Source organism: Kurthia sp. 11kri321 (assembly GCF_001534765.1).
Classification (GTDB): Bacteria; Bacillota; Bacilli; order Bacillales_A; family Planococcaceae; genus Kurthia; species Kurthia gibsonii.
This window is the reverse complement of sequence record NZ_CP013217.1, coordinates 2891940-2914049: the sequence shown is the minus strand read 5'-3', so window position 1 is coordinate 2914049 and position 22110 is coordinate 2891940. Positions and strand designations below refer to the sequence as shown.

General features: G+C 35.1%; 22 protein-coding genes. 4 read left to right on the top strand and 18 right to left on the bottom strand.

Going from position 1 to position 22110, the window contains the following annotated elements:
• Window position 1: 1 nt before the first annotated feature.
• On the bottom strand, window positions 2-1774 hold the full coding sequence (locus tag ASO14_RS14555) for an aminopeptidase P family protein (RefSeq protein WP_068457018.1): 1773 nt from the start codon (window positions 1772-1774) through the stop codon (window positions 2-4).
• A 169-nt stretch (window positions 1775-1943) separates the two neighbouring features.
• On the opposite strand from ASO14_RS14555, the gene ASO14_RS14550 reads away from it, so the two are divergent.
• On the top strand, window positions 1944-2564 hold the full coding sequence (locus tag ASO14_RS14550; RefSeq protein ID WP_068457015.1) for an NAD(P)-dependent oxidoreductase: 621 nt from the start codon (window positions 1944-1946) through the stop codon (window positions 2562-2564).
• A gap of 55 nt (window positions 2565-2619) precedes the next feature.
• Here ASO14_RS14550 and ASO14_RS14545 read toward each other — a convergent pair whose 3' ends face one another.
• Window positions 2620-3306 carry a type 1 glutamine amidotransferase domain-containing protein gene (locus tag ASO14_RS14545; RefSeq protein ID WP_068457013.1) on the bottom strand — a complete coding sequence of 229 codons (687 nt, stop codon included), beginning with the start codon at window positions 3304-3306 and terminating at the stop codon, window positions 2620-2622.
• 74 nt (window positions 3307-3380) lie between these two features.
• Here ASO14_RS14545 and ASO14_RS14540 point away from each other — a divergent pair, with 74 nt between their 5' ends.
• Window positions 3381-3713 (top strand): MerR family transcriptional regulator, encoded by a 333-nt coding sequence (locus ASO14_RS14540; RefSeq protein ID WP_068457009.1) that lies wholly within the window; start codon window positions 3381-3383, stop codon window positions 3711-3713.
• Window positions 3714-3857: 144 nt separating this feature from the next.
• On the opposite strand, the gene ASO14_RS14535 is transcribed toward ASO14_RS14540, so the two are convergent.
• Complete coding sequence (locus tag ASO14_RS14535; protein ID WP_068457007.1) at window positions 3858-4439, bottom strand: NAD(P)H-dependent oxidoreductase; 582 nt, start codon at window positions 4437-4439, stop codon at window positions 3858-3860.
• Between the two features lie 119 nt (window positions 4440-4558).
• Between ASO14_RS14535 and ASO14_RS14530 the strand changes: the two genes are divergently transcribed.
• Window positions 4559-4990, top strand: a complete 432-nt coding sequence (locus tag ASO14_RS14530; RefSeq protein ID WP_068457004.1) for a MarR family winged helix-turn-helix transcriptional regulator — start codon at window positions 4559-4561, stop codon at window positions 4988-4990.
• Window positions 4991-5035: 45 nt separating this feature from the next.
• On the opposite strand, the gene ASO14_RS14525 is transcribed toward ASO14_RS14530, so the two are convergent.
• The 6 genes from ASO14_RS14525 to ASO14_RS14500 all read right to left on the bottom strand — a co-directional run bounded on the left by ASO14_RS14525 (window position 5036) and on the right by ASO14_RS14500 (window position 11104).
• Entirely contained in the window at window positions 5036-6775 is a 1740-nt protein-coding gene (locus ASO14_RS14525) for a sensor histidine kinase (RefSeq protein WP_068457001.1), read from the bottom strand.
• Complete coding sequence (locus ASO14_RS14520) at window positions 6772-7539, bottom strand: response regulator transcription factor (protein WP_068456996.1); 768 nt, start codon at window positions 7537-7539, stop codon at window positions 6772-6774. The genes ASO14_RS14525 and ASO14_RS14520 overlap by 4 nt, the downstream gene beginning before the upstream one ends.
• Before the next feature lie 99 nt (window positions 7540-7638).
• On the bottom strand, window positions 7639-8751 hold the full coding sequence (gene msrAB, locus ASO14_RS14515) for a bifunctional peptide-methionine (S)-S-oxide reductase MsrA/peptide-methionine (R)-S-oxide reductase MsrB (RefSeq protein ID WP_068456992.1): 1113 nt from the start codon (window positions 8749-8751) through the stop codon (window positions 7639-7641).
• Window positions 8752-8769: 18 nt separating this feature from the next.
• The gene (locus tag ASO14_RS14510) at window positions 8770-9318 is read right to left on the bottom strand and encodes a TlpA family protein disulfide reductase (RefSeq protein WP_068456988.1); all 549 of its coding nucleotides are present in this window, start codon (window positions 9316-9318) and stop codon (window positions 8770-8772) included.
• Between the two features lie 14 nt (window positions 9319-9332).
• Complete coding sequence (locus tag ASO14_RS14505) at window positions 9333-10049, bottom strand: cytochrome c biogenesis CcdA family protein (protein ID WP_068456985.1); 717 nt, start codon at window positions 10047-10049, stop codon at window positions 9333-9335.
• A gap of 140 nt (window positions 10050-10189) precedes the next feature.
• Window positions 10190-11104 carry a GGDEF domain-containing protein gene (locus ASO14_RS14500; RefSeq protein ID WP_068456982.1) on the bottom strand — a complete coding sequence of 305 codons (915 nt, stop codon included), beginning with the start codon at window positions 11102-11104 and terminating at the stop codon, window positions 10190-10192.
• 180 nt (window positions 11105-11284) lie between these two features.
• On the opposite strand from ASO14_RS14500, the gene ASO14_RS14495 reads away from it, so the two are divergent.
• Complete coding sequence (locus ASO14_RS14495; protein WP_068456979.1) at window positions 11285-11656, top strand: hypothetical protein; 372 nt, start codon at window positions 11285-11287, stop codon at window positions 11654-11656.
• An 18-nt stretch (window positions 11657-11674) separates the two neighbouring features.
• On the opposite strand, the gene ASO14_RS14490 is transcribed toward ASO14_RS14495, so the two are convergent.
• From ASO14_RS14490 to ASO14_RS14450, 9 genes are all read right to left on the bottom strand, one after another.
• Window positions 11675-12031, bottom strand: coding sequence for a MaoC/PaaZ C-terminal domain-containing protein (locus tag ASO14_RS14490; protein WP_068456976.1), 357 nt, complete (start codon window positions 12029-12031; stop codon window positions 11675-11677).
• Entirely contained in the window at window positions 12007-12366 is a 360-nt protein-coding gene (locus ASO14_RS14485; protein WP_068456971.1) for a hypothetical protein, read from the bottom strand. The genes ASO14_RS14490 and ASO14_RS14485 overlap by 25 nt, the downstream gene beginning before the upstream one ends.
• Window positions 12363-13454 carry an acetyl-CoA C-acyltransferase gene (locus ASO14_RS14480; RefSeq protein ID WP_068456968.1) on the bottom strand — a complete coding sequence of 364 codons (1092 nt, stop codon included), beginning with the start codon at window positions 13452-13454 and terminating at the stop codon, window positions 12363-12365. The genes ASO14_RS14485 and ASO14_RS14480 overlap by 4 nt, the downstream gene beginning before the upstream one ends.
• Window positions 13447-14895: an AMP-binding protein gene (locus tag ASO14_RS14475; protein ID WP_068456966.1), complete on the bottom strand. Its 1449-nt coding sequence runs from the start codon at window positions 14893-14895 to the stop codon at window positions 13447-13449. The genes ASO14_RS14480 and ASO14_RS14475 overlap by 8 nt, the downstream gene beginning before the upstream one ends.
• Window positions 14896-14952: 57 nt before the next feature.
• Complete coding sequence (locus ASO14_RS14470) at window positions 14953-15534, bottom strand: biotin transporter BioY (RefSeq protein ID WP_068456963.1); 582 nt, start codon at window positions 15532-15534, stop codon at window positions 14953-14955.
• A gap of 155 nt (window positions 15535-15689) precedes the next feature.
• Window positions 15690-17156 (bottom strand): N-6 DNA methylase, encoded by a 1467-nt coding sequence (locus tag ASO14_RS14465; RefSeq protein WP_197409931.1) that lies wholly within the window; start codon window positions 17154-17156, stop codon window positions 15690-15692.
• A gap of 74 nt (window positions 17157-17230) precedes the next feature.
• Entirely contained in the window at window positions 17231-18739 is a 1509-nt protein-coding gene (locus ASO14_RS14460; protein WP_068456957.1) for a DUF1846 domain-containing protein, read from the bottom strand.
• Between the two features lie 163 nt (window positions 18740-18902).
• Window positions 18903-20150: a GTPase family protein gene (locus tag ASO14_RS14455; protein WP_197409930.1), complete on the bottom strand. Its 1248-nt coding sequence runs from the start codon at window positions 20148-20150 to the stop codon at window positions 18903-18905.
• 312 nt (window positions 20151-20462) lie between these two features.
• Window positions 20463-21998 (bottom strand): GGDEF domain-containing protein, encoded by a 1536-nt coding sequence (locus tag ASO14_RS14450; RefSeq protein WP_068456952.1) that lies wholly within the window; start codon window positions 21996-21998, stop codon window positions 20463-20465.
• Window positions 21999-22110 lie beyond the last annotated feature (112 nt).

Genomic DNA, 22110 nt, shown 5'->3' with positions numbered 1-22110 from the left:
ATTAAATTGCTCTTGTTTCGTGTTTTAACCAAGCTCGTTCTTCTTCATTTAAATATGGAGAAAGTTTTGCATATACTTCTTCATGATACGCATTTAACCATTGTTTTTCAGCTTGTGTTAGTAATTCTACTTCGATTGCGTCTACATCAATTGGGCAATATGTGATGGTATCAAATGCCATGAATTGACCAAACTCCGTTTTTTCTGCTTCTACTACAACTAACATGTTTTCTGTACGAATACCATGTTTTCCTTCTAAATAGATTCCTGGTTCATTCGTAATAATCATGCCTTTTTCTAATACAACGTGATTGCTGTTGCGAATACTTTGTGGTCCTTCATGTACATTTAAGAAGAAACCAACACCATGTCCTGTACCGCACTTATAATCAATGCCTTCAGCCCAGATTGGTTGGCGTGCTAATACATCTAAATTGCCACCTGTTGAGCCATGCAAGAATTTCACTTTACTTAGTGCGATAAAACCTTGTAATACGAGTGTGAAATGATGTTTTTCTTCATCTGTTAGAGCGCCTAACGCAATTGTACGTGTAATATCCGTTGTACCATCATAATATTGACCACCTGAATCGACTAAGAATAACCCTTGTGCTTCTAATGTCTTTTGAGTCGCTTCCTCTGCTTTATAATGCATCATCGCTGCATTCTCTTTGTATGCTGCAATTGTATCAAAACTTGGCTCTACAAAGTCAGCCTGTTCACGACGGAAGTCTTCTAATTTTTGTTCTGCTGCGATTTCTGTAATGTTCCCAGATGCCACTTCTTCTTTTAACCATTTAATAAAACGAACCATCGCTACGCCATCACGTAATTCACATGCTTTGAAGTTTTCAATCTCCACATCATTTTTAATCGCTTTTAATGTTGTTGTTACATCTGTTTTCGCAATGCGTTTAACAGCTGTTGGAATGGCTTCATCTAAAGCATAATTGATGCGTTGGTCATCATATAACATGACTGCATCTGTTGGTAACTTTTCAAGTGTTGCTGTAGTTTCTTCATACTCTTTAACCTCAATACCATCTGCTTCTAAAACTTCTTTCACATCTTGTCGTAATTTTTTAGAATCAATGAAGATGGTGCAATTTGTATCGGTAATCAACACATTTGCTGTCACTACAGGATTATTCGGAACATCTGTACCACGAATATTTAATAACCATGCAATATCATCTAAAGAAGCAACAAGATAATGTGTTGCCTGATGTTTTTTCATCTCAACACGTACTTCTGCTAGTTTTTCTGTACGTGATTTCCCTGCATACTTCACGTCATGAATATAAGCAGGTGCATCTGAAACAGCTGGACGATCGTGCCATAGCTGACCAATTAAATCGTCTTTTGCATGAATTTTCATCTGTTTAGCAGCTGTATCCTTTTTCATACGCTCTACTAATTGTGTTGAAAATACGCGACCGTCAAAACCAATTGTCGCCTGTTCTTTTAAAACATCCGCTAACCATTCTGTATAAAAAGGTACTTCAGGATCTGCCATACGGAATAAGCGAATGCCTGAACCTGCTAATTGTTTTTCTGCTTGAATATAGTAACGTCCATCTGTCCATAGCCCTGCGTCATCTAATGTAATTACGACCGTACCAGCTGAACCTGTAAAACCTGAAATCCATTCACGACTCTTCCAATAATCTGCTACATACTCTCCTTGGTGTGCATCAAAACTTGGAATAATATACGCATCCAATTGATGTTCTTTCATTAATTCTCTCAGTTGTGCTACGCGTTCTTTAATCATTTTCATTTGTCCCCCTATCAAAATTACTTACTTCTCTATTTTGAACAAAAAAAGTTATTTTGTGAACCGAAGAGTGTTGAATATTTTAAAAAATCGAACATTATTTGATTTGTTATGTCATTTTCATTTAGGGTATAAGTAAATAACGCTATATTCGAGGAGGATTTTTATGAAAATCATTGTATTCGGTGCTACTGGAGGCGTTGGACGTCATGTAGTCAATCAAGCACTTCAAGCAGGTTATGAAGTGACTGCTTTTGTACGTGACTTAACAAAATTACAAATCGAAAATGACCATCTTCATGTCGTACGCGGTGACGCGACAAATGCAGAAGAAGTATCTGCTGCAATTGCAGGTCATGATGCCGTTGTTTCTTGTCTCGGCTCAAATAAGATGGTCGCGAAGTCTACACAATTAGAAGAAATGACCCAACACATTGTAGCTGGTATGGAAGCACATCACGTGAAGCGAATTGTCTATACCGCTTCTGCTGGAATCAATAATGAACTACCGGGTGTAGGTGGCAAAATGGTGATGAAAATGCTTCAAAATGTTTTAACTGACCATCGCCACGCTGTTGATTTGATTCAAGCACATAAAGACTTACAATATACGATCGTTCGTCCACTTGGTTTGACGAATGATGACTATACAGGAGAGTATCGTGAAGCAAAAGAAGGCGTGCCAGAGAATGCACGTAATATACCACGTGCTGATGTCGCACACTTTATTTTAAAAGCTTTAGGTGACGACACATATATCGGCGAATCTGTAGGAATTGCACAATAATAAACCATAAAAAAAGTCCGAAATTGCACTTATAATGCGACTTCGGACTTTTTTATTATTGTGCTTCTAAATATTGAATAACTTCTTTTGCAACTGCTGCACCTGAAGAAGGATTCTGACCGCTTACGACACGTTCATCTGCTACTGCAAATGATGCCCAGTCATCTGATTTCACATACTGACCGCCACGTTCTTTTAACGCGTCTTCTGTTAAGAATGGTACTACTTCTGTTAATCCTACAGCTTGTTCCTCTGTATTCGTAAATCCAGTTACTTTTTTATCTTTAATTAAATAGTCACCTGTTGCAGTTTGAATATTTAATAAGCCGACTGAACCATGACATACAGCCGCTACTACGCCGCCTTTTTCATAGATGGCACTCGCTAATTTTTGAAGGTGTGCATCTTCTGGGAAGTCCCACATTACGCCATGACCACCTGTGTAATAAATTGCATCATACTCGCTTGCATCTACTTCACTTGCAGCCATTGTTGTTCCTAAACGATTTAAAAATGTAGGGTTCGTATAGTAAGACCAATCTAGTTCAGACATTTGATCTGCTTGAAGACTATGTGGATCAAGTGGTGTATAACCACCTTTAGGACTTACGTAATCCACTTCATAGCCTGCTTTTGTTACTTCTTCTACAAAGTGAACTGCTTCTGCTAACCATAATCCTGTAGCACGCGCTTGGTTTGGATATTTTGATACATTCGTTACGACAACTAAGATTTTTTTCATTATACATACTCCTTTTTTCTTGATATGATTCATGGTACAAGTTAAACCATACTTTAAGTCAAGGTGGACGATTCATGTACTCTATTAGACAAGCTTCAGAATTAGCACAAGTACCTGCAAGCACAATTCGCTACTACGAAAAAATTCAACTACTCCCTTTTGTTCAACGTGATACAAAGGGTAATCGAATATTCACAGAGAAAGAAATCGAATTACTCAACTTAATTCGCTGTTTTCGAACGCTCGGTATGTCCATTCAGACAATCCAGCAGCAAATTCAAACATTTGAATCACAACATGCAGAATTAAATGTGCAAGCAATTTTGCAACAACATAAACAAACATTAGTTGAGCAAATTGACATTCTTCAAACTTATATTCAAGAAATTGATACAAAAATTGAATAAATGAGTATCTATAAGCCTGGGACATAAGGGTAAAAAACACATCCCATATGAGCATAAGAAAAACTGGAATCGCGCTGTGGCGCGGTTCCAATTTTTCGTTGCGAACTCTAAAAAAAGGAGATGACATGTTTTGTCCCAGGCTCTTTATAAATTTCTCATATGACTTTCAATTTGTAACAACCTCTTTTGTTGTTTTCCCTCTTTTTTCTCCATAGAACCAAATTCAAAAAACTTTATCTTTTTAATACCGACAAATTGAAATAGTGCACGCTTCATCAAAATTTTATGTGCATTATGCAGCCAAATGAATGGATAATGTGTTGGTCCTTTCATTGTTGAAATACAAATAGCTGATTTTCCTTTTAATAACCCCTCTGCAAATAATCCCTTTGTATCTCGATATGCAAAGTTTGCAGAAAATAATTTATCAATATATCCCAATAACATTGCGGGTGGTCTTCCCCACCAAATTGGATAAATAAAAATCAGTTGATTCGCCCATTTAATTTGCTCCCTGTATTTCTCTAAATCTGGGTCTTTATATAAATCTCTTCTTCGTTTTTCTTTATGGAAATCTAATACTGGATTAAAATTTTCAGCATATAAATCGAGCACTTGTACTTCATGTTTTTGAGAATGATCATGCAGCCCTTTTAATGTGTGTTGTAAAAATGACGCATTTAAACTTTCGTGATTCGGATATGTGTACACAATTAAAATATTCATTCTACACCTCTTTTAGTTATCATTTGATAACTAAATATAACTTGTAAAGTAATTAGTTGTCAAATGATAATTGTTTTTAGATAAGTTATTTGATATGTTTTTTTAAAGGAGTGTCTCTTATGAACGAAAAAACCTTATTTGAAAAAGTTATTTCCTTTACATCTGCTGTACATTTAACCACACAACAACTCACAAAGGATGTAAAAAATGAACATCTAACATCTGTTCAATATGCTATTTTAGAGTACATTACAGTGAGCCAACCTGTAACGCCAAGTGAAATTAGCGAATGTCTCCATATTTCTCTACCGAATACAAGTCGTGAATTACGAAAATTATTAGAACAAAAATGGATTATAAAAGAAACAGATGCTGTGGATCGTCGAAAACAAGTGATTTCATTATCTACTGAAGGTACAAAAATGATGTCTGCTTCTTTCCAAAAGATCGAGCATAAATTTCAAAAAAGAATCGCGCATTTAACTGCTGCCGAAAAGTTTGAACTTGAAAAAGCACTTAATTTACTACAACAAAAATTATTTTATGACTAAAAAAACAGCCCTTTCTTGAACCAAAGGGCTGTTTTTTTATATCTATTATGTGTGCAATGTTTTACTAATTTTAATGGCAACGGTTGTCCCTTCATTGATTGTAGAATCAATCGTCACACCGTACGTTTCTCCGTAGTACAATTTAATACGCTCATCTACATTTTGAATACCGACACCGCCTAGTTTTGTTTGTTTTTTCTCTTGTATTTCATCTAGAGTCGATGTGTCGAATCCTTCTCCATTATCCTCTACATAAAAGGTTAAATCTTCTCCTTCATCTTTTACATAGATTCGAATCTCACCTGTATGCGAAAGACCTCGGATACCATGATACAACGCATTTTCAACAATTGGCTGTAATAAAATCTTTGGCATTTGAATAGAAGCAAGTGACGGTTCACACTCAATTGTGTAATTAAGTTGATCACCATAACGCTCTTTTTGAATGAATAAATATTGTCTGACATGATCCAATTCATTTTCAACAGTCGTTAGTTCTGCACCGCCACTCAATGATAGGCGGAAGAACTGCGCTAGCGCTTTTGTCATATCAATCACTTTTTCGCTATCATTGAACTCTGCCATCCAGACAATCGTATCGAGCGTATTGTATAAGAAGTGTGGATTGATCTGACTGTGTAATGTACGAATTTCCGAATGACGTAATGCTTTTTCCTTTTCCGTTACTTCTTCCATCAGCGTTTTAATCTCAACAACCATCTCATTAAAATGACGTGTTAAACTTTGCGCTTCGTAACATCCACGTTCATCTACAGGGATTTCAACCAATCCTTGTTCAATGTCTTGCATCGCCTGCTCTAACTTTTTGAAAGGCTTTGTAATGCGCCCTGTAAAAATAACAATACTTACAATCGCGAGCACTAAAAAGATGAGACCGACAGCTAACACAATCTTCATTAGCTTGTCTTTAATCGCCACTAACTCATCTTGTGAAGATACGCCCACGAGCTTCCAGTCCGCATTTTCAAGTGGGAAAGAATACGTGAATGTCCCTTCTTTTTCATCGAATGTTTTCGGGTTATCCGCAATTTGCTGTAAATATTTTTGCTTCACAGGATTTTGAAAATAACTTGGATTTTGATGATATACCACTTCATTATTGGCATTTAAAATAAATGAAAATCCTTCGTTACCTAAGTTTAAGTTTTTAAGGTAATCTTCAATGACTTTATATTGAATATCAATCAAGAGAACTCCAATATTCTTACCTTCTGCATCTTTAATCTCACGACTTAATGAAATCACCCAATTATCTTTATCCATTGAAAAGTCTTGCATGCGTGCAGATGTTAAAACGGGTTGGTCACCATTTTCGATTGCCGACATATACCACGATTCCTTCATCATATTACTCGACATACTCATATTGAGCCCTTTTTCATTCGATAAGATTTCACCATTTTTACTGACAATGACAACCGACTCAATCGCTTGGTCTGTGGACATCGTTGTACGAATTGTAGATAGTAAATCTTGTTTTGTCGTTTGATTACGTTCTTCTGTTGATAAGTAATTAACAAGCTGTGGATTCTCTGCTAGAACGCGTGACACAGCTTTTAAACGATCTAAATACAAATCAATATACATACCACTTTGTTCAATGGCAGTCTCTGTTGTCGTAGTTTCTTCTTTTTGAACAATGGACGTCATACTGTAATACAAAATAATTCCCATACAAGCAAGTGTTAAAATACTTGCGATGACGTAATGCAAGGACATCTGTACACGTAATTTTTTTAAAACTGGAAAACGCGCTTTTTTCATTCTTTCACCTTATCTCGAAATTGATTCGGGGACATCTTGTACTTCTTTTTAAAAGAACTACTTAGATAATTCGGATCATCAAATCCAACTGCCGATGCAATTTCATATACTTTCATATTCGTACTAAGCAAGAGAATTTTTGCTCGTTCCAAACGTGTTGTCAGCATATACTCTTGAAAAGTTTGACCGTATAATCGTTTAAATAAATTGCTTAAATAGGACGTACTGAGTGATAATTGTTTTGCTAAATACGTTAGTGAAAAATCAACATCATTCATGTGGTCATCAATCTCTTTTTGAATCTTCTCTTGGTACCCTGTGTCATCTACTGTATCTACTTTTTTCGTTAAATCTTCTACGATTTTTGTCACAGCGAGGTGCTTATCATCTTGTTGACGTTTTGCGATGAGTTTTTGCAATGTTTGTTGAATATCTGTTTTAGATACAGGCTTTAATACATAATCATCTACACCTGCTTTTAAAGCTGTCAACGCATAATCGAAGTAGTCATACCCTGTAATCAACGCAATTTTTGTATCAGGTTTTATCTCTTTGACCGCAATTGAAAAATCAAGACCATTCATCTTTGGCATATTAATATCAGCTAAAATTAAATCGGGTTCATGCTCTTTAAAAAGCGCCAGTGCTGCTTCACCATTGGAAGCTTCATATACTTCTGAAATCGAGAGTGCATCAAAATCAACGAATGAGCGAATGCCACGAATAATAATCGCTTCGTCATCTACTAATAATAATCTATACATAACACGTATCACTCCTTTTCTATGTAATAAGAAAGAGAAACCACGTGAAACGCGATTTCTCTTATTGTTTTAGCTTTTCTTATACTGTACTAAATCAACCTATTTTGCAAATTTCAATAGGTAGCCGTAACCTTCTTTTTTCATATCTTCTTTTGGAATGAATTTGATTGCTGCACTATTAATACAGTAGCGTAGACCGCCTTTATCTTTTGGGCCGTCATCAAATACGTGACCTAAATGGCTATCGCCTGTACGACTTCTTACTTCTGTTCGAACCATATTGTATTTATTATCTTCACGCTCTACAATAACCGCTGGATCGATTGGTTTTGTGAAGCTTGGCCATCCACACATTGAATCATATTTATCTTCTGATGCAAATAATGGTTCACCTGTTACCACATCTACATAAATACCTGGTTCATATGTGTCCCAATATTCATTTGAGAATGCGCGCTCTGTGTCGCTACCTTGTGTTACTTCATATTGTTCTTTTGTTAATTTCTTTTTGATTTCTTCTGCACTTGGTTTTGGATATTTCGCAGGGTCAATCAATGAAGGTACTTTTTGATCTTCAAGTGAATCGAATTCCACATGGCAGTAACCATTCGGATTTTTCTCTAAATAATCTTGATGATATTCTTCTGCTAAACCAAAGTTTTTAAGTGGTTCTACTTCCGTTACAATTTTATCATCATAACGTTTTTGTTCTTTTGCCATAACTTTATCAATAACTGCTTTATCTTTTTCATCTGTATAGTAAATACCTGTGCGATATTGTGTACCGCGGTCATTACCTTGTTTGTTTAAAGATGTTGGATCGATAATTTTAAAGTAATAAGAAAGTAGCTTTTCTAGATCTACACGTTCTGGATCATATAATACATGAACTGTTTCCGCATGACCTGTCTTACCGCTAACGACTTCTTCATACGTTGGATTTTTTGTTGTACCATTCGCATAGCCTGACGTTACATCATAGACACCATACACACGTGCCATATAGGCTTCGACACCCCAGAAACAACCGCCAGCTAAATAGATTTCTTTTAAGTTCTTCTTATCGAATGTTAAATTCTCATTTGGATTTTCAGGGAACTTTGATTCTGCCCCATTACTGCCATTTGAACCACCACTTGTAATGCCAGCTGAACCACATGCCGCAAGTAGCAATACAGCGCCTAGTAAATAAAGCCATAAAAATTTCTTCATTTGCCTGACAACCTTTCTCTATTTAATTTCTTTAAATTTCTCGATAATTTGTTCGTTACTTGCATGTCCTGGTAATGTTTGAACAACTTTACCATCTGATGAGATATACGCTGATGTTGGGTAACCACGAACGCCATATTGGTCGGCAATTTTACCACCTTCATCAAGTAATACTGTAATATCTGGTGCTTCTTCTACACCACTAAACCATTTTTTAAAGTCGGCTGTGTTTTTTTCGTTTTTGTAGCCAGGTGCTACAACCGTTAATACTTCAAAATCTTTTTTCGTATTTTGTAATGTATTTAACTCCTCAAGACCTGCTAAACAGATTGGACACCATGAAGCCCAAAACTTCACATAGATCTTCTTACCTTCATAATCTTTTAAGCTATGTGTTTTGCCATTTACATCTGTCAATGTGAAATCAGGTGCTGCTTCACCTGCACTCGCAGTTGTAGTCGTTGTTTCATTTGATTTTGATTCTGTCTTCGTTTCGCCACCTGAGGAACAGGCAACTAGTAATAACATCAATACGGTTGCTAGTGTTAGAATTTTTATTCGTTTCATCTACTCGTTCTCCTTTACTGTGGAATAAGTGTTGTAAACCAATTTAGATTATTTGTCATTAAGAATAGACCCATGATGATGATAACCACACCACCGAATACTTTTAACTTCCCCATATACTGATTTAATTTGCGTACGCGCCCTAGTAATAAATCTGAAAATAGCGCTAAAACAAGGAATGGGATTAATAAACCAAGTGCATAGATGAACATTAATAATGCACCATATGCTGCTTGTCCTTCACTTGCTGATAAACCGAGTACTGCACCTAAGATTGGCCCAATACAAGGAGTCCATCCCATACTAAATGTTAAACCGAGTAAGTATGTTCCAAACAAATCACGTTTATTACTGCGATTCACTTCAACTTTCTTTTCGCGATTTAAAAATGAAAAGTTGAATAGTCCAACTTGTTGTAAACCTAAAAATACGACAATTGCACCGCAAATGACGATGAACCATTCACTTTGTACAACTGCACCTAAATAACCTGCGCCAAAACCTAATAATACAAAACTTGTTGATAGACCCGTAACGAAAATAATGGTCTTCAAAACAAGTAGCGGATGAATATGCCACTTCCCAATCGAGATGACTTTTCCTTTCGCTCCCTGTTCAGTTGTTGAAAGAATCGATATATAGACCGGTAATAACGGTAAAATACATGGAGAAAAAAATGATAGTAAGCCCGCAATGAATACAGAGCCCCATACAAGTTGCTCGACAGCCAATGAAGACACCTCCGTTCATGTTGTTATCCCTATCTTACTGATTTTATAGTTTTTAGAACATAGAATAAGCTATGCAAAATCTTTAAAATGATGTGGTCATACAAAAAAAGATACCTCTTAAAAGAAGTATCTCATTCACTCTATAATTGTTTTTGCTGTTTCTTTTGTTCATACATTTGAAGGTCTGCTTCATGTAATAGTTCATTCATTTTGCCATATGAATTTGGTGCATAAGCAGAACCTACAGACATTTGAATTTGTTCATGTATATTAGATAAATAACCATGTACTTTCTTGATATACTGTTCGAATTCAGTATAGTTACAATTCGGTTTAATAATCACAAATTCATCTCCACCAATTCGTGCAACCACTGTATTTTCACAAGCATATTGTTGTAAAGCTTGCGCCGTTGCTTGAATCATAAGATCTCCAGTCATGTGACCATATGTATCATTCACTTCTTTTAAACCATCTAAATCAATTACAGCAATCATCATTTCTTCCTGTAGTGCATCATATTTCTCCAATTGTTGTTGAAAATATTGACGATTGTAAACACCAGTAAGTCCGTCTCGAATTGCTTGATTAGATAATTTTTCTTCTAAAATAACCTTCTCATGAATGTTACGAAATAGCCCCTGAACAGCCACATAACGTCCATTTTCATAGACTGGAGTCGCATATTCTTCAAACCAAAGGTACTCTCCATGATGATTACGAAAGCGAAATCGAAGTGGTTGTGTGAAATCGACTTCACCCCGCTCCTTCGCTTCTAATAATGCATAATCTTCTGGATGAACTAAATCATAAATTGCTTTAGGATTATGAAGATGCGATTTTAACGTTCCTGGTCCTAATAAATCATCAATTGTCGGGCTTAGATAATGATATTTAAATTCTGGATAAGTTTCACAATAATAAAGTAAATCTCGGATGTTCTCTACAGATTCCACCATAGGTTGTAATAAAGTAATTTTTTTAGAAAGCTTTACTTTTTGCATGTAGATATAAGAGCATAAAATTAATAATAGTAAAACCACAAATAATATCATCATTTACCCACCCATCTAAAATATATACTATTTTATACATTATAAGATCTTTTTAACTAGAACTAAAGATGTATTGTATATACTTTTTAATATTTCCACTATTTTTAAATGGTTTATTGATTTACATTATAAATCTTTTTTTATATTTTATGGTAAAATAAGGTGGAGGTGGTGAATAATATGAACTTTAAACAACTATCACTCGGTAAAAAAATTATCTTAATTACAACTGTAATCGCTCTTATTTCTTTATTTTTGCCGTGGGTTGAATTAGGTATTTTAAGTGCTTCTGGTTTCCAACAAGGTGGATATCTTTTTTTAATTGCTTTTATTTATCCAGTTTATTGTGTTCTCAAGAATACTTATATAAATAAAGTTGGCGGACTAGTTTGTGGAATCGTAGCATTAATTGCTTCAATTGCTTATATTAGTTCAAAATCAGACGAAATATTTGGGACTGCCATTAATGTAGCAGGTTCAGGTGCCTATCTTTTTTTAATTTCAACAATCGGATTGATTATTGGCGTAGTTTTAGACAAAAGAATCTCATAGTAAAAAGAGTGAACAAATTTAAATGCGTTCACTCTTTTTGATTCCCCCTCGAACTACTTCATGCAATTGTATGGTGCCTTTGAATTTTATTTCTTGTACCGTAGATATCACTTCTATTTCTAGTATTTCTTCCGCATAGACGGGTGATAAAAATGTACATGCTATTTGTATACTTCCTTGCTCAAGTTGAAACAATGATTCTAGGCGCGATATGATTTTTGATTGCACGAGTAATCCATGCGCTACAATACTTTTAAATCCAGCTTGCTTTGCTGCTAATTGATCTACGTGAATGGGATTCTTATCTCCTGATAATATACTATATGCGTGAATTTCTTCACATGAAATTTTTAAAGTGAACTGATATCGTTCCATATTAAATCAGACTCCCCTTCAAACAGGCATTTTTCTTCATCGTATATTTTAATGATTTGCTGTACATACATAATATGTCGCTTTTTAATAGGATTAGTTATATAAATCTTCACATGATATACATGATTCACATACATCGTTTCATACATGATACAATTTTGTTTACGTAAAATAGGTGGACTTGACCATATATATAATTCCTGTGCAAATTTGCAAGCAATCATTGGAAACATATGAGGTAATTGTCGATTGTTTTTAGGTTCCATATCCATTAAATCTAAAAATTCCTTTACTTCTTCTTCTGTAAATGCGATATCAAAACATTTCTCTTTCATACAACTACCTCAAATAAGACAGCTACACCAATCCCACCACCACTACCGATTGCTGCTACTACATACTTTAGATTTTCCCGTCTTTGTACTTCATAAAATAAACGCGTGATTAGAATACTCCCTGACGCACCGTAAGGATGTCCAATGGTTAGTGCCCCTCCTCCGCAGTTTATTTTTTCAAGTGGAATATTCAACTCTTGCATACATGCCACTATTTTAGATGCAAAAGCTTCATTTATCTCAAATAAGTCAATTTGTTCTACTGTTAGTTGTTGCTTTTTTAAAAGCTGTTGAATTGCTGGAATCGGTGCAGCTCCAGGATAATTCGGATGATTTCCAACTACGACACTATCAATAAAACGTAGGACTGGTTGAAATCCTTGTTGAATTGCTAATTCTTCTTCCATAATCAATACTGCTGAAGCACCATCATGAATACCACAACTATTAGCTGCTGTTACAGTTCCATCTTTTAAAAGTGGACGTATTCTTTTGAGTAAAATAGCTAAATCCCTTTTCTTATATAATTCTTCATCACATTGTAACTGCTGAATCGGTATAATTTCTTGTTGTAAATATTCACTCTCAAACGCTCGCCATGTTCTTTCATAACTCGTTAAAGCATAAGTATCTTGCTGTTCTTTTGAAACATAAAACTTTCGCGCTACATTTTCAGCTGCTTCAACCATATCTGGATCGCCTATTTCTTTTGGTGAAAATTGTGCTCTTTTAGAAAAGGGTGATGTACTAGCACTTTCAACCCCACCAGCAATATAACATTGTCCTGCTCCGGACTTTATAAAGTAACTTGCCAGTCTAATGGCTTCTAACCCTGCACTGCATTGACGGTCAATTGTCATGCCAGGGATTTCCATCGGTAAACCCGCTTCCAATACGGAAAATCGCGCTACATTTCCACCAGGCCCTACAACATTTCCTAAGATAACATCGTCAATTGGCACTGTTAAACCTTCTACTAAACTTCTTAAAATAGGTGTCATCAATTGTTGTGGCGGTATATGTTTAAATTGTCCATTTACTTTTCCAATTGGCGTTCGTTTAGCTTTCAAAATTACCACATTAAACATATGTAAGCTCCTCACGTTCAATCTGCTTCAGTAATTCGCCGCGCGCTATTTTACCGCTTGTCGTATAGGGCATTTGCTCAACAAATAACCATTTACGTGGGATTTTATAAGATGCAAGCACTTTTCGACAATGCTTTTTGAGCTCCAATCTACTAACATTCCCTTTAATAATGGCTACAATCATTTGTCCCCAATAAGCATCTGCAACACCCATCACTACAGCTTCTTCGACGAATTCATGTGTCTTTAATACCTGTTCGATTTCTTCAGGGAATATATTAATACCGCCGTATAAAATCATATTATGTTCACGTCCTATAACTGTTACATAACCTTCTTCGTCGATATATCCCATATCATTTACTGTCGCAAACCCTTCTGCGTCACAAATCGTTTCAACCTCACGATTCATACCTGTAATATATCCATCAACCAATAATTCACTTCTTACATAGATTTTGCCTATCTGTGTTTCTTCTTTTTGATGTCGAATTTGAATTTCAACACCTGTACAAACTTTACCAACTGTCTCTGGACGATTTAGCGCGTCTTCATTTGATAAAACGGTGATAAAACTTGTTTCACTTGCGCCATAAAATTCATACATTTGGACATCATAAAAAACTTCATGAATTTGTTTTTTTGATTGTGATGACCATTTCGCTCCAGATGAAATCAATTGAATCGACTGTTTTACAGCCATTTGAGATTTAAAAAACGCTTCTATCATTGTAGGAACAACATATAAAACAGAGATTGGGTGTTGATTCAAAAACTGCATCGTGAATTGCGGCGTGAATTGTTCCATGATATATACACTTCCACCTAAATAAAGTGTACTCACAGCTCCATATAGAAAATGCGAATGAAATAAAGAACCCGGAATTAAAACATGCTTCGTGTTATCCAAATAAAAATCACAACGATTACATTGAAAACTAGCTACCCATGATTTTTGTGAACGAATAAAAGCTTTAGGAGTGCCTGTTGTTCCAGAAGTAAAACCAATATAGAATGGTTTATTTTTTTCTAATACTATATTTTCTGTTGGGAAAGAACGTATAGCTAAATCTAAATCGACGACATCAAACCAGTTTTGCGATAACTGATGATGCTTACTTTTTAAAGCATCTGTTGTCACAATGAGATCGGGCTTTGATAGTTGGATTCTTTTCATTAATTCATCTGTTGTCCAACGCACATCATAAGGAACAGCTACCCACCCTGCTTTTGCAGCACCTAAAAAAACTTGTAGAAAGTGACGGCTATTCGGTAGTAAAATACCAACGGTTTTATATTCATTTTGCATACTTTTTAACCAGTGTGCTGTTTGATTCGTCCACGTATGCCACTGTGAATAGCTAATTTTTTCAGTAGAAGTTGTAACTGCTATTTTTTCAGGATCTTCATTCACAAATACTTGATATGTTTCCGTAATCATTAACTTCCTCTCCTTTAATAAAAAAGAAGGAACCACTTAAGAGATCCCTTCAACATTTTAAATACTTTCCGTCATCATTTTTTTCACTGGCTTTTTTGATAAAGCTCGTACAAAGAAAGGATGTTTTCTTAATTTATAGACCAAAATAGAAGCGATAATCGCTTTTAATACATCCCCTGGTAAATAAACTAGACCTAACTTCACAGCAGTTAGAACAGGAATATCCATCATAAATGCTTGCATCGGCATACCAATTAAATACACTACAAAAATACCTGCTGTTAAATTCACAAGTAACACTTTATACAATTTAAGATTTTGAATACGTGAGAATAAATAACCAACCACGAAAGCTGCTAGTGGATAACCAATTAAGTAGCCAACACTCGGTCCAACAAATACACTTAATCCCCCACGCCCACCTGATAATAAAGGCATACCAGCTGCTACTAATAATAAAAAGACAATTTGACTCAAAGCTCCTAAACGCGCACCTAAAATTCCACCAGCTAATAAAACACCGACTGTTTGTAATGTAATCGGCACTGGTGTAAATGTTAAAACGATTGGTGGAATCATTCCAAGCGCCCCCATGATTGCTGCGAATAAAGCAACAAAAGTTAATTCTTTACGTGTCATTTTTTCAAACCCCTTTAAACAAAATATGTAATAAATTCTGGTGTTATCATACTGTAATCTTTCGATATGTGTCAACCAATTTTTATTTTAAGTTAACTTATTTAGCAATAATAAATTAGTATATAAAAAAAGTATGCACTCCATGTTGCATACTTTTATGTCCGTTGTACCAGATTCCTATTAAATTCTTTAATTTTCTTCGTTGTTTCATTTGAGAATGCAGTAACGCGATGAATCATGTCGTTGATGTCCCTTAATTGATCCTCATATGCATATTGTTGTTCTGCAAGTTCATAAGCTTGTTTTGCTAATATGCCTAACTGACTTTTTTGCTCATTCGTAAACGGTAATAAAGGGACTCTCGCCACATAACCTGAGGTCACCATATTTGAACGATTTAAAATACCACGTACTAAATAGGTGACTAAATCTGAATTGAGGTAGGCTAGTAACCACCAGACATCTTCATCCTCACAAATAATATTCGCGTTCACACCATAAGTTGCATTTTTAGGTAAACGACTCGCTGTGAAAGCCACGCCCATGGAAGAACAGGTAATACCAGATTGATAAAGTAGTTGCTTATTACGCACGTTAAACGTTTTAATCATTCGATCAAATTCTAAAAAATCTTCATGTAAATAAAGTCGAACCGGTGCGTAGAAGCGGTGACTTCCCGGATTTTTATAAAATGGAATTGTAAATGGTGCACGTTTTTCTTTTGATAAATAAAGTGCGTCTTTTCCTGTTGAAATACCTGTCACACAATCAAACTTATCACCGAGTCGGTCATATTGAAAAAGCTTTTTAACCTCCACAGGACAATCAATCATCCACTCCGCATAATCTTTTTCATCATTCAAAATTAGTTCATCTAACGTGTGTGTGTCTACTTCTCCATTCATAAATTCAGTCAGCTGTTGTTGCAATTGTTCTGTAAAAGCAACTGTTGAAATTGGTCGGTTTTTTGCATAGACGCCCTTTTGATAAGACGTTCCTTTTTGTAAAATGATGATGCTTGTTCTTACGTCTGCCGATTGTTCATGAAACAAATCTGTTGGACACATCGTAATCTCATGAATCGTACATGTTTCCAATATCTTTCTGCGTAAATTTTGATGAGCCTTCGCTGTAAAGAAAGAGTCATATGTAATCAATCCAAGTACTGCACCGTCTTTCGCTACATCAATTAAAGCCGATATGAACATGCTATACATATTGTGTACGCCCACATCGGAAAATAATGTCTTCAATTCTTTTTTATTCTTTTGAATATAATCGACTTCGTGGCAATTATAAGGAGGGTTCGCAATATAGTAATCATAGTGAAGTGGTTCTCGTTGTTCTCTATATACATCAATAAAATTCATCTGTGTAAATGTACAACCATATGTTTCTTCATGTCGAAAAATATCTACACCGTCCACTGTATAACCATCTGCTAAGAAATGCGTGACTAACTCTTCCTTTCCCACACAAGGGTCCAATACAGTTCGTCCATCTGGTTGAATCATGCGAAGTCTGTCCGTCAAATAACGCGCTACGAAGTCAGGTGTATAGTAATAGCCAAGCTCTCGTCGGTCCATCTTCTCTATTTGTAAAACTTTCGAACCTCTACCCAAGATACTCTCCTCCTTTTCTTTTATTGTACATGAAAAAATGTAGCCTTCTCTTGCAAAGAAGACTACATATATCATTAGTTATAGAATAAATTATCAGTTGGATAGATTGGATCGTTCGTTACGTCCATACCTAAGTTTTTCAATGTTTGCTCATTCTCACGATTTAAAATAACTGTTGAATGCGCCTGTGTATCTTGTAAGTTTGGTAATTGCTTATAAGCTAACTCAGACGTTGGATTCGTTACTGCGCTAATTGATAACGCAATTAACACTTCGTTCGCCGTTAATGTCGGTACACGACTATTTAGCTCATCTGTTTTTAAGCGTTGAATTGTTTCTAAAATCATTGGTGATAATAGTTTAATTTCATCTGAAATATTCGCTAATTTCTTCAAGCTATTTAAGATGGCTGCAGCTGATGCATCCATTAACTTTGTTGTACGCCCTGTAATCATTTCACCGTTCGGTAATTCTACAGCGATTACAGCTTGTAAATTCGTGCTACCTTCTTGTTCCTGTAATTGCTTCGCATATTCACGCGCAGGTAATACCGGCGCACGATCTTCTTTTTTCAAATTCGTTTCTTCTAAAATCACTTGCATGTGTCGTACGCTATCTTCATCAGCTAAACCTTTTTTATAATCATTCTCTACGCTAAAGCTACGACGAATAATCTCTTGGCGCGCTGCTTCTTGTACGATTTCATCATCTGTAATACCTGATTTCAGACGGTTTACACCCATATCTGTTGGTGATTGATATACCGATTCTTTACCTGTAATACGCTCAATAATACGTTTAATGACAGGGAATGTTTCCATATCACGATTGTAGTTTACAGCGACTTTTCCATACGCTTCATAGTGATAGTTATCAATTAGGTTCACATCTTTTAAATCGACTGTTGCTGCTTCATATGCGATATTTACAGGATGTTTTAAAGGTAAGTTCCAAACAGGGAATGTCTCAAACTTCGCATAACCCACTTTACTACCTAAACGATGTTCATGATACATCTGATTCAAACACGTCGCTAACTTACCGCTAGCTGGTCCTGGAGCTGTTACAACGACGATTGGCTTCGTTGTTTCGATATATGGATTCTTCGCAAATCCTTCTTCACCAATGACTTCTTCTACGTTTGTAGGGTAACCTTTGATTTGGCTATGTGTGAACACACGAATACCACTACGCTCTAACTTCGTCATAAATACTTTTGCTGTCGGTTGTCCTTCATAACGTGTTAAAAGTACGCTATTCACAGAAATACCGTATGCGCGGTACTCGTCGATTAAACGCAGTACATCTTGGTCATAGGTAATCCCGTAATCTTCACGTACTTTATTACGCTCGATATCTCCTGCATATACACAAATGATAATCTCTGCATTATCTTTTAATGTGTTTAATAATTTGATTTTCGCATCTTCATCAAATCCTGGTAACACACGCTTCGCATGTTTATCACCGATTAATTTCCCACCAAATTCTAAGTATAACTTATCATACTGCTCTACTCGTTCTAGGATATAAGCAGATTGTTCTTGCAAATACTTCTCGATATCAAATCCAACTTTTTTCATTTGATTTCTGCGCGCCCTTTCTCTCAAGCTCTTTCCTCAAATGGTTGCCCATTTCGAAAGAATGCTCACTAAAATACATCTTTTATCATTATAAGGCTTTCAAAAAAATAGACAAAGGAAAAATGACACAATCTAAAAAACGATTGTGTCATTTTGTGATTTATTAACTTAAAATAGTTTGTTTATTTTTTGTTTCTTCTTGCGCTTCTTCCATTAATTTTTTGGATTCTTCTTTTGACTTTCCGTCAATATAATAAGCCAATGCCGCTTTACCAACTGAATAAGTACCTGTGTAAGCTAATGAGCTACTAATAGCTGCACCACTTCCAGGTATCGTTAGATTCAATAATTTAGAGCCTTGTTGAGCGATAAAACGTAATGCCATACCAAATAATGCTACGCCACCTAAAGATAAAATAAACTCTCTAGCTGATTTTACATCTAGCTTCTCACCTGCTAGATACGCAATTACTCTAACCTCTAAAATTTGAATTGGGATTAAAATAGCAATATCACTAGCTGGAATTGGTGTAATAGCTATACTTGCACTAGCTGTTGAAAATACTTTTATAAACTTATCTGCTACTTTTCGAATTGCTACTTCATATTTATTGTTTAGCATCATATACACAGCTGCTCGAAAATCGATATTATCTTCTAATAGTTGTAGTAACTTATCAATATTGTAACGACCATCAAACTCGATTGTTAATGCTTCTTTTTCTTCCTTCGTTAACTCCTCTGGATTATCGTGATTCCATTCAATATAAGAGGAAACTGGTACAACAAACGCTTTAGAGATACCTACGTCTGATAATACCTCCTTAACCTGCTCTACTTTAGTATTAATATTTTCTTTCTTTTTTGTTGAGTATTGAGTAGGTTCTTTAATTCTTGAAGGCTCTATATCATCAATTCGATTAATTACCGTAATAAGTGGTACATGAATGTCTAATTTTTTATAAATTTCATTTAAATACATTGCATCCTCTCTTAACGTAGAGCGATCAGCACCATTTGTGATTAATAAAAAAGCATCTGGCTCAAAATCTTCAATAACTTTTTGTAAATCTATTTCTGCCTCACTATCTGTTTCTTGGACATTTTCACGTATTCCACGTGTATCAATTATCTCAAAAACTACTTCATCGCCTTTTTTATACTGAAATACATGAGCTTCTGTTGTACCAACATTTACAGAACTTGTTTCGGCAAGATATTCACCAAACATTGCATTAATTAAACTACTTTTACCAACACCTGAACGTCCCATAATGACTAATTTAGGTGGACGTTTTTCTTTTACACCATCAACTATTTCTTTGATTTCTTTTGATTGTACTGCTTTTAAAATTAATTCTTTAGCTGGTTTAGGCAATGAAAAATCTAATTGATCTATGAATGTTTCCATTGATTCTAATATTTTAACAATTTGACTTAATCTCTCTTCTAAAACTACTACGTTTTGCTTCATAATACATCTCCTTAATATTTTTATATAATTCATACGTCACTCATAATTCTACCTTTAAATATATTTTTTTACCATATTTTTATAATAAAAAAATAAAAAATAGTCTTTTTAAAAAAAATATATTATTTTTTTGATTTATCAGTATGATGTAGATATATTTCTTACAAAAATCAATCATACTATCATCTTTTTCAAAAACTAAAAAACTTCAGCACATTTTTATGTTGAAGTTTTTTAGTTTTTGTATCTTTATATTTCCTTCAGCTTATCTAATTTTCGTTTTCGTTTCATCTCATACATCGCTTGATCTGCTTGATGCATCAGCGTTTGCTCATCATTTCCGTCTTTCGGGAATTGGCTCATACCTACGCTAAGCGATAGTGATAAATCAGGATACTTCGCTTCAGTATATGCCTCAAAAGTACTTTGTAATTGCTTTGTGAAGTCATTCAATTGCTGCTCAAAATCGGGCTCTTTCATGAACAGTACAAACTCATCTCCACCTATTCGTGCAACCGTTCCTTTATCACCAACAGCTTGTTGTAAAATCTGTGCAGTCGCTTGCAATAGCTCATCTCCACATTGGTGACCATATCCATCATTTAAGCTCTTAAAATGATCCACATCGATTAAAAGAATTGTAAGTGTTTGATGATCTCGTTGACACACTTCAATAGCTGCTTCCAGTTGATTCGTAAATAATCGTCGATTTGGTAAGCGCGTCAATGTATCATGGTACGCTAAAAATTCAATTTCACTCTGATATTGTTTTTGTAATGTCATATCTTGAAGAATTAACAGAATGTGCATTTCATTATCTACCATCACATAGTCTGCATTCACTAATACAAAAAAATGAATATCTTCATTCGAAATATGCATCGCATAATCTCTAATTTGTTTTTCATGTAATAACTGTTCTTGCAGCGACTTGTCGAGTAACCCAAATAGTTGATTTTGTTGTAAATGTAGACGTCCCAACAATTTAGTAGCAGCTGGATTCGCATCGTGCACTTTCCCTTGAAAATCGAGCAGTACAATCGCATTCGGATTTAAGCGGAATAGCTTCTCATAACGTTTATCATATAAATTTAAAAAGTCGTATTGCTTCATCGTGCGAAGTAAGAAATAACACCAGACAATTCCTGCATAAATATATGAGTGTGGAGGCAATAGATTTTCATACTTGAAATAGCCTAGTACAATATTCAAAGTAATCGCGACATAGACCCCTATAATGAGTTGTTGGTAAATCTTTCGCTGCTCCTCTAATTTCGAACGGTGTTTTGCGATAAATAACGGGATTAAATACATACAATCAATGATTGTTCCTACTGTCATCGCAATATAATAATTCGTATTATAAACAGGATATTTCCACATTCCTGCCTCAAAGAAGTCTTGTGTATAAACAAGCTCCGCACCTATAAATGTATTCATAATGACGAATACAATTGGAACATAAAAAATATACGGATATATAAAACGCGGCCAACTCTTATAAAGGCCTGTAAATTTTATAAGAAAATGAAAACACAATCCTGGAATAATCATCCCGACACTACTTAACCATAGAGCAGATAGTATTGAACTATATTCAATTGGCACCTGATTCCTCACATATTCTTCAACAAACATCAATAAAAAACAAAAAGCAATCAAACTGAGTAGAATATGTTCCGTCTTTCTTTTGTTACGAAGAAGTATGTCGGTTGCCATGTATGCTAAAAATAAAATAGGGATCATGTGCGTCACTAATAGTACAAACGCCTCTTTCAACTCCATCTATAGATTGCCTCCTTTCCCAATATTTTATAATTATATCGTACCTTATCTAATTTATTTAGACTATAAATTTCGAATTTTTAAAATTAAAAAACTGTCCATTATAGAATGA

Bases quoted from the DNA above. Each gene is read 5' to 3' on its own strand.
- ASO14_RS14555 (WP_068457018.1), bottom strand. From the start codon at position 1,774: ATGATTAAAGAACGCGTAGCACAACTGAGAGAATTAATGAAAGAACAT.
- ASO14_RS14550 (WP_068457015.1), top strand. From the start codon at position 1,944: ATGAAAATCATTGTATTCGGTGCTACTGGAGGCGTTGGACGTCATGTA.
- ASO14_RS14545 (WP_068457013.1), bottom strand. From the start codon at position 3,306: ATGAAAAAAATCTTAGTTGTCGTAACGAATGTATCAAAATATCCAAAC.
- ASO14_RS14540 (WP_068457009.1), top strand. From the start codon at position 3,381: ATGTACTCTATTAGACAAGCTTCAGAATTAGCACAAGTACCTGCAAGC.
- ASO14_RS14535 (WP_068457007.1), bottom strand. From the start codon at position 4,439: ATGAATATTTTAATTGTGTACACATATCCGAATCACGAAAGTTTAAAT.
- ASO14_RS14530 (WP_068457004.1), top strand. From the start codon at position 4,559: ATGAACGAAAAAACCTTATTTGAAAAAGTTATTTCCTTTACATCTGCT.
- ASO14_RS14525 (WP_068457001.1), bottom strand. From the start codon at position 6,775: ATGAAAAAAGCGCGTTTTCCAGTTTTAAAAAAATTACGTGTACAGATG.
- ASO14_RS14520 (WP_068456996.1), bottom strand. From the start codon at position 7,539: ATGTATAGATTATTATTAGTAGATGACGAAGCGATTATTATTCGTGGC.
- msrAB (WP_068456992.1), bottom strand. From the start codon at position 8,751: ATGAAGAAATTTTTATGGCTTTATTTACTAGGCGCTGTATTGCTACTT.
- ASO14_RS14510 (WP_068456988.1), bottom strand. From the start codon at position 9,318: ATGAAACGAATAAAAATTCTAACACTAGCAACCGTATTGATGTTATTA.
- ASO14_RS14500 (WP_068456982.1), bottom strand. From the start codon at position 11,104: ATGATATTATTTGTGGTTTTACTATTATTAATTTTATGCTCTTATATC.
- ASO14_RS14495 (WP_068456979.1), top strand. From the start codon at position 11,285: ATGAACTTTAAACAACTATCACTCGGTAAAAAAATTATCTTAATTACA.
- ASO14_RS14490 (WP_068456976.1), bottom strand. From the start codon at position 12,031: ATGGAACGATATCAGTTCACTTTAAAAATTTCATGTGAAGAAATTCAC.
- ASO14_RS14485 (WP_068456971.1), bottom strand. From the start codon at position 12,366: ATGAAAGAGAAATGTTTTGATATCGCATTTACAGAAGAAGAAGTAAAG.
- ASO14_RS14480 (WP_068456968.1), bottom strand. From the start codon at position 13,454: ATGTTTAATGTGGTAATTTTGAAAGCTAAACGAACGCCAATTGGAAAA.
- ASO14_RS14475 (WP_068456966.1), bottom strand. From the start codon at position 14,895: ATGATTACGGAAACATATCAAGTATTTGTGAATGAAGATCCTGAAAAA.
- ASO14_RS14470 (WP_068456963.1), bottom strand. From the start codon at position 15,534: ATGACACGTAAAGAATTAACTTTTGTTGCTTTATTCGCAGCAATCATG.
- ASO14_RS14460 (WP_068456957.1), bottom strand. From the start codon at position 18,739: ATGAAAAAAGTTGGATTTGATATCGAGAAGTATTTGCAAGAACAATCT.
- ASO14_RS14455 (WP_197409930.1), bottom strand. From the start codon at position 20,150: ATGGAAACATTCATAGATCAATTAGATTTTTCATTGCCTAAACCAGCT.
- ASO14_RS14450 (WP_068456952.1), bottom strand. From the start codon at position 21,998: ATGGAGTTGAAAGAGGCGTTTGTACTATTAGTGACGCACATGATCCCT.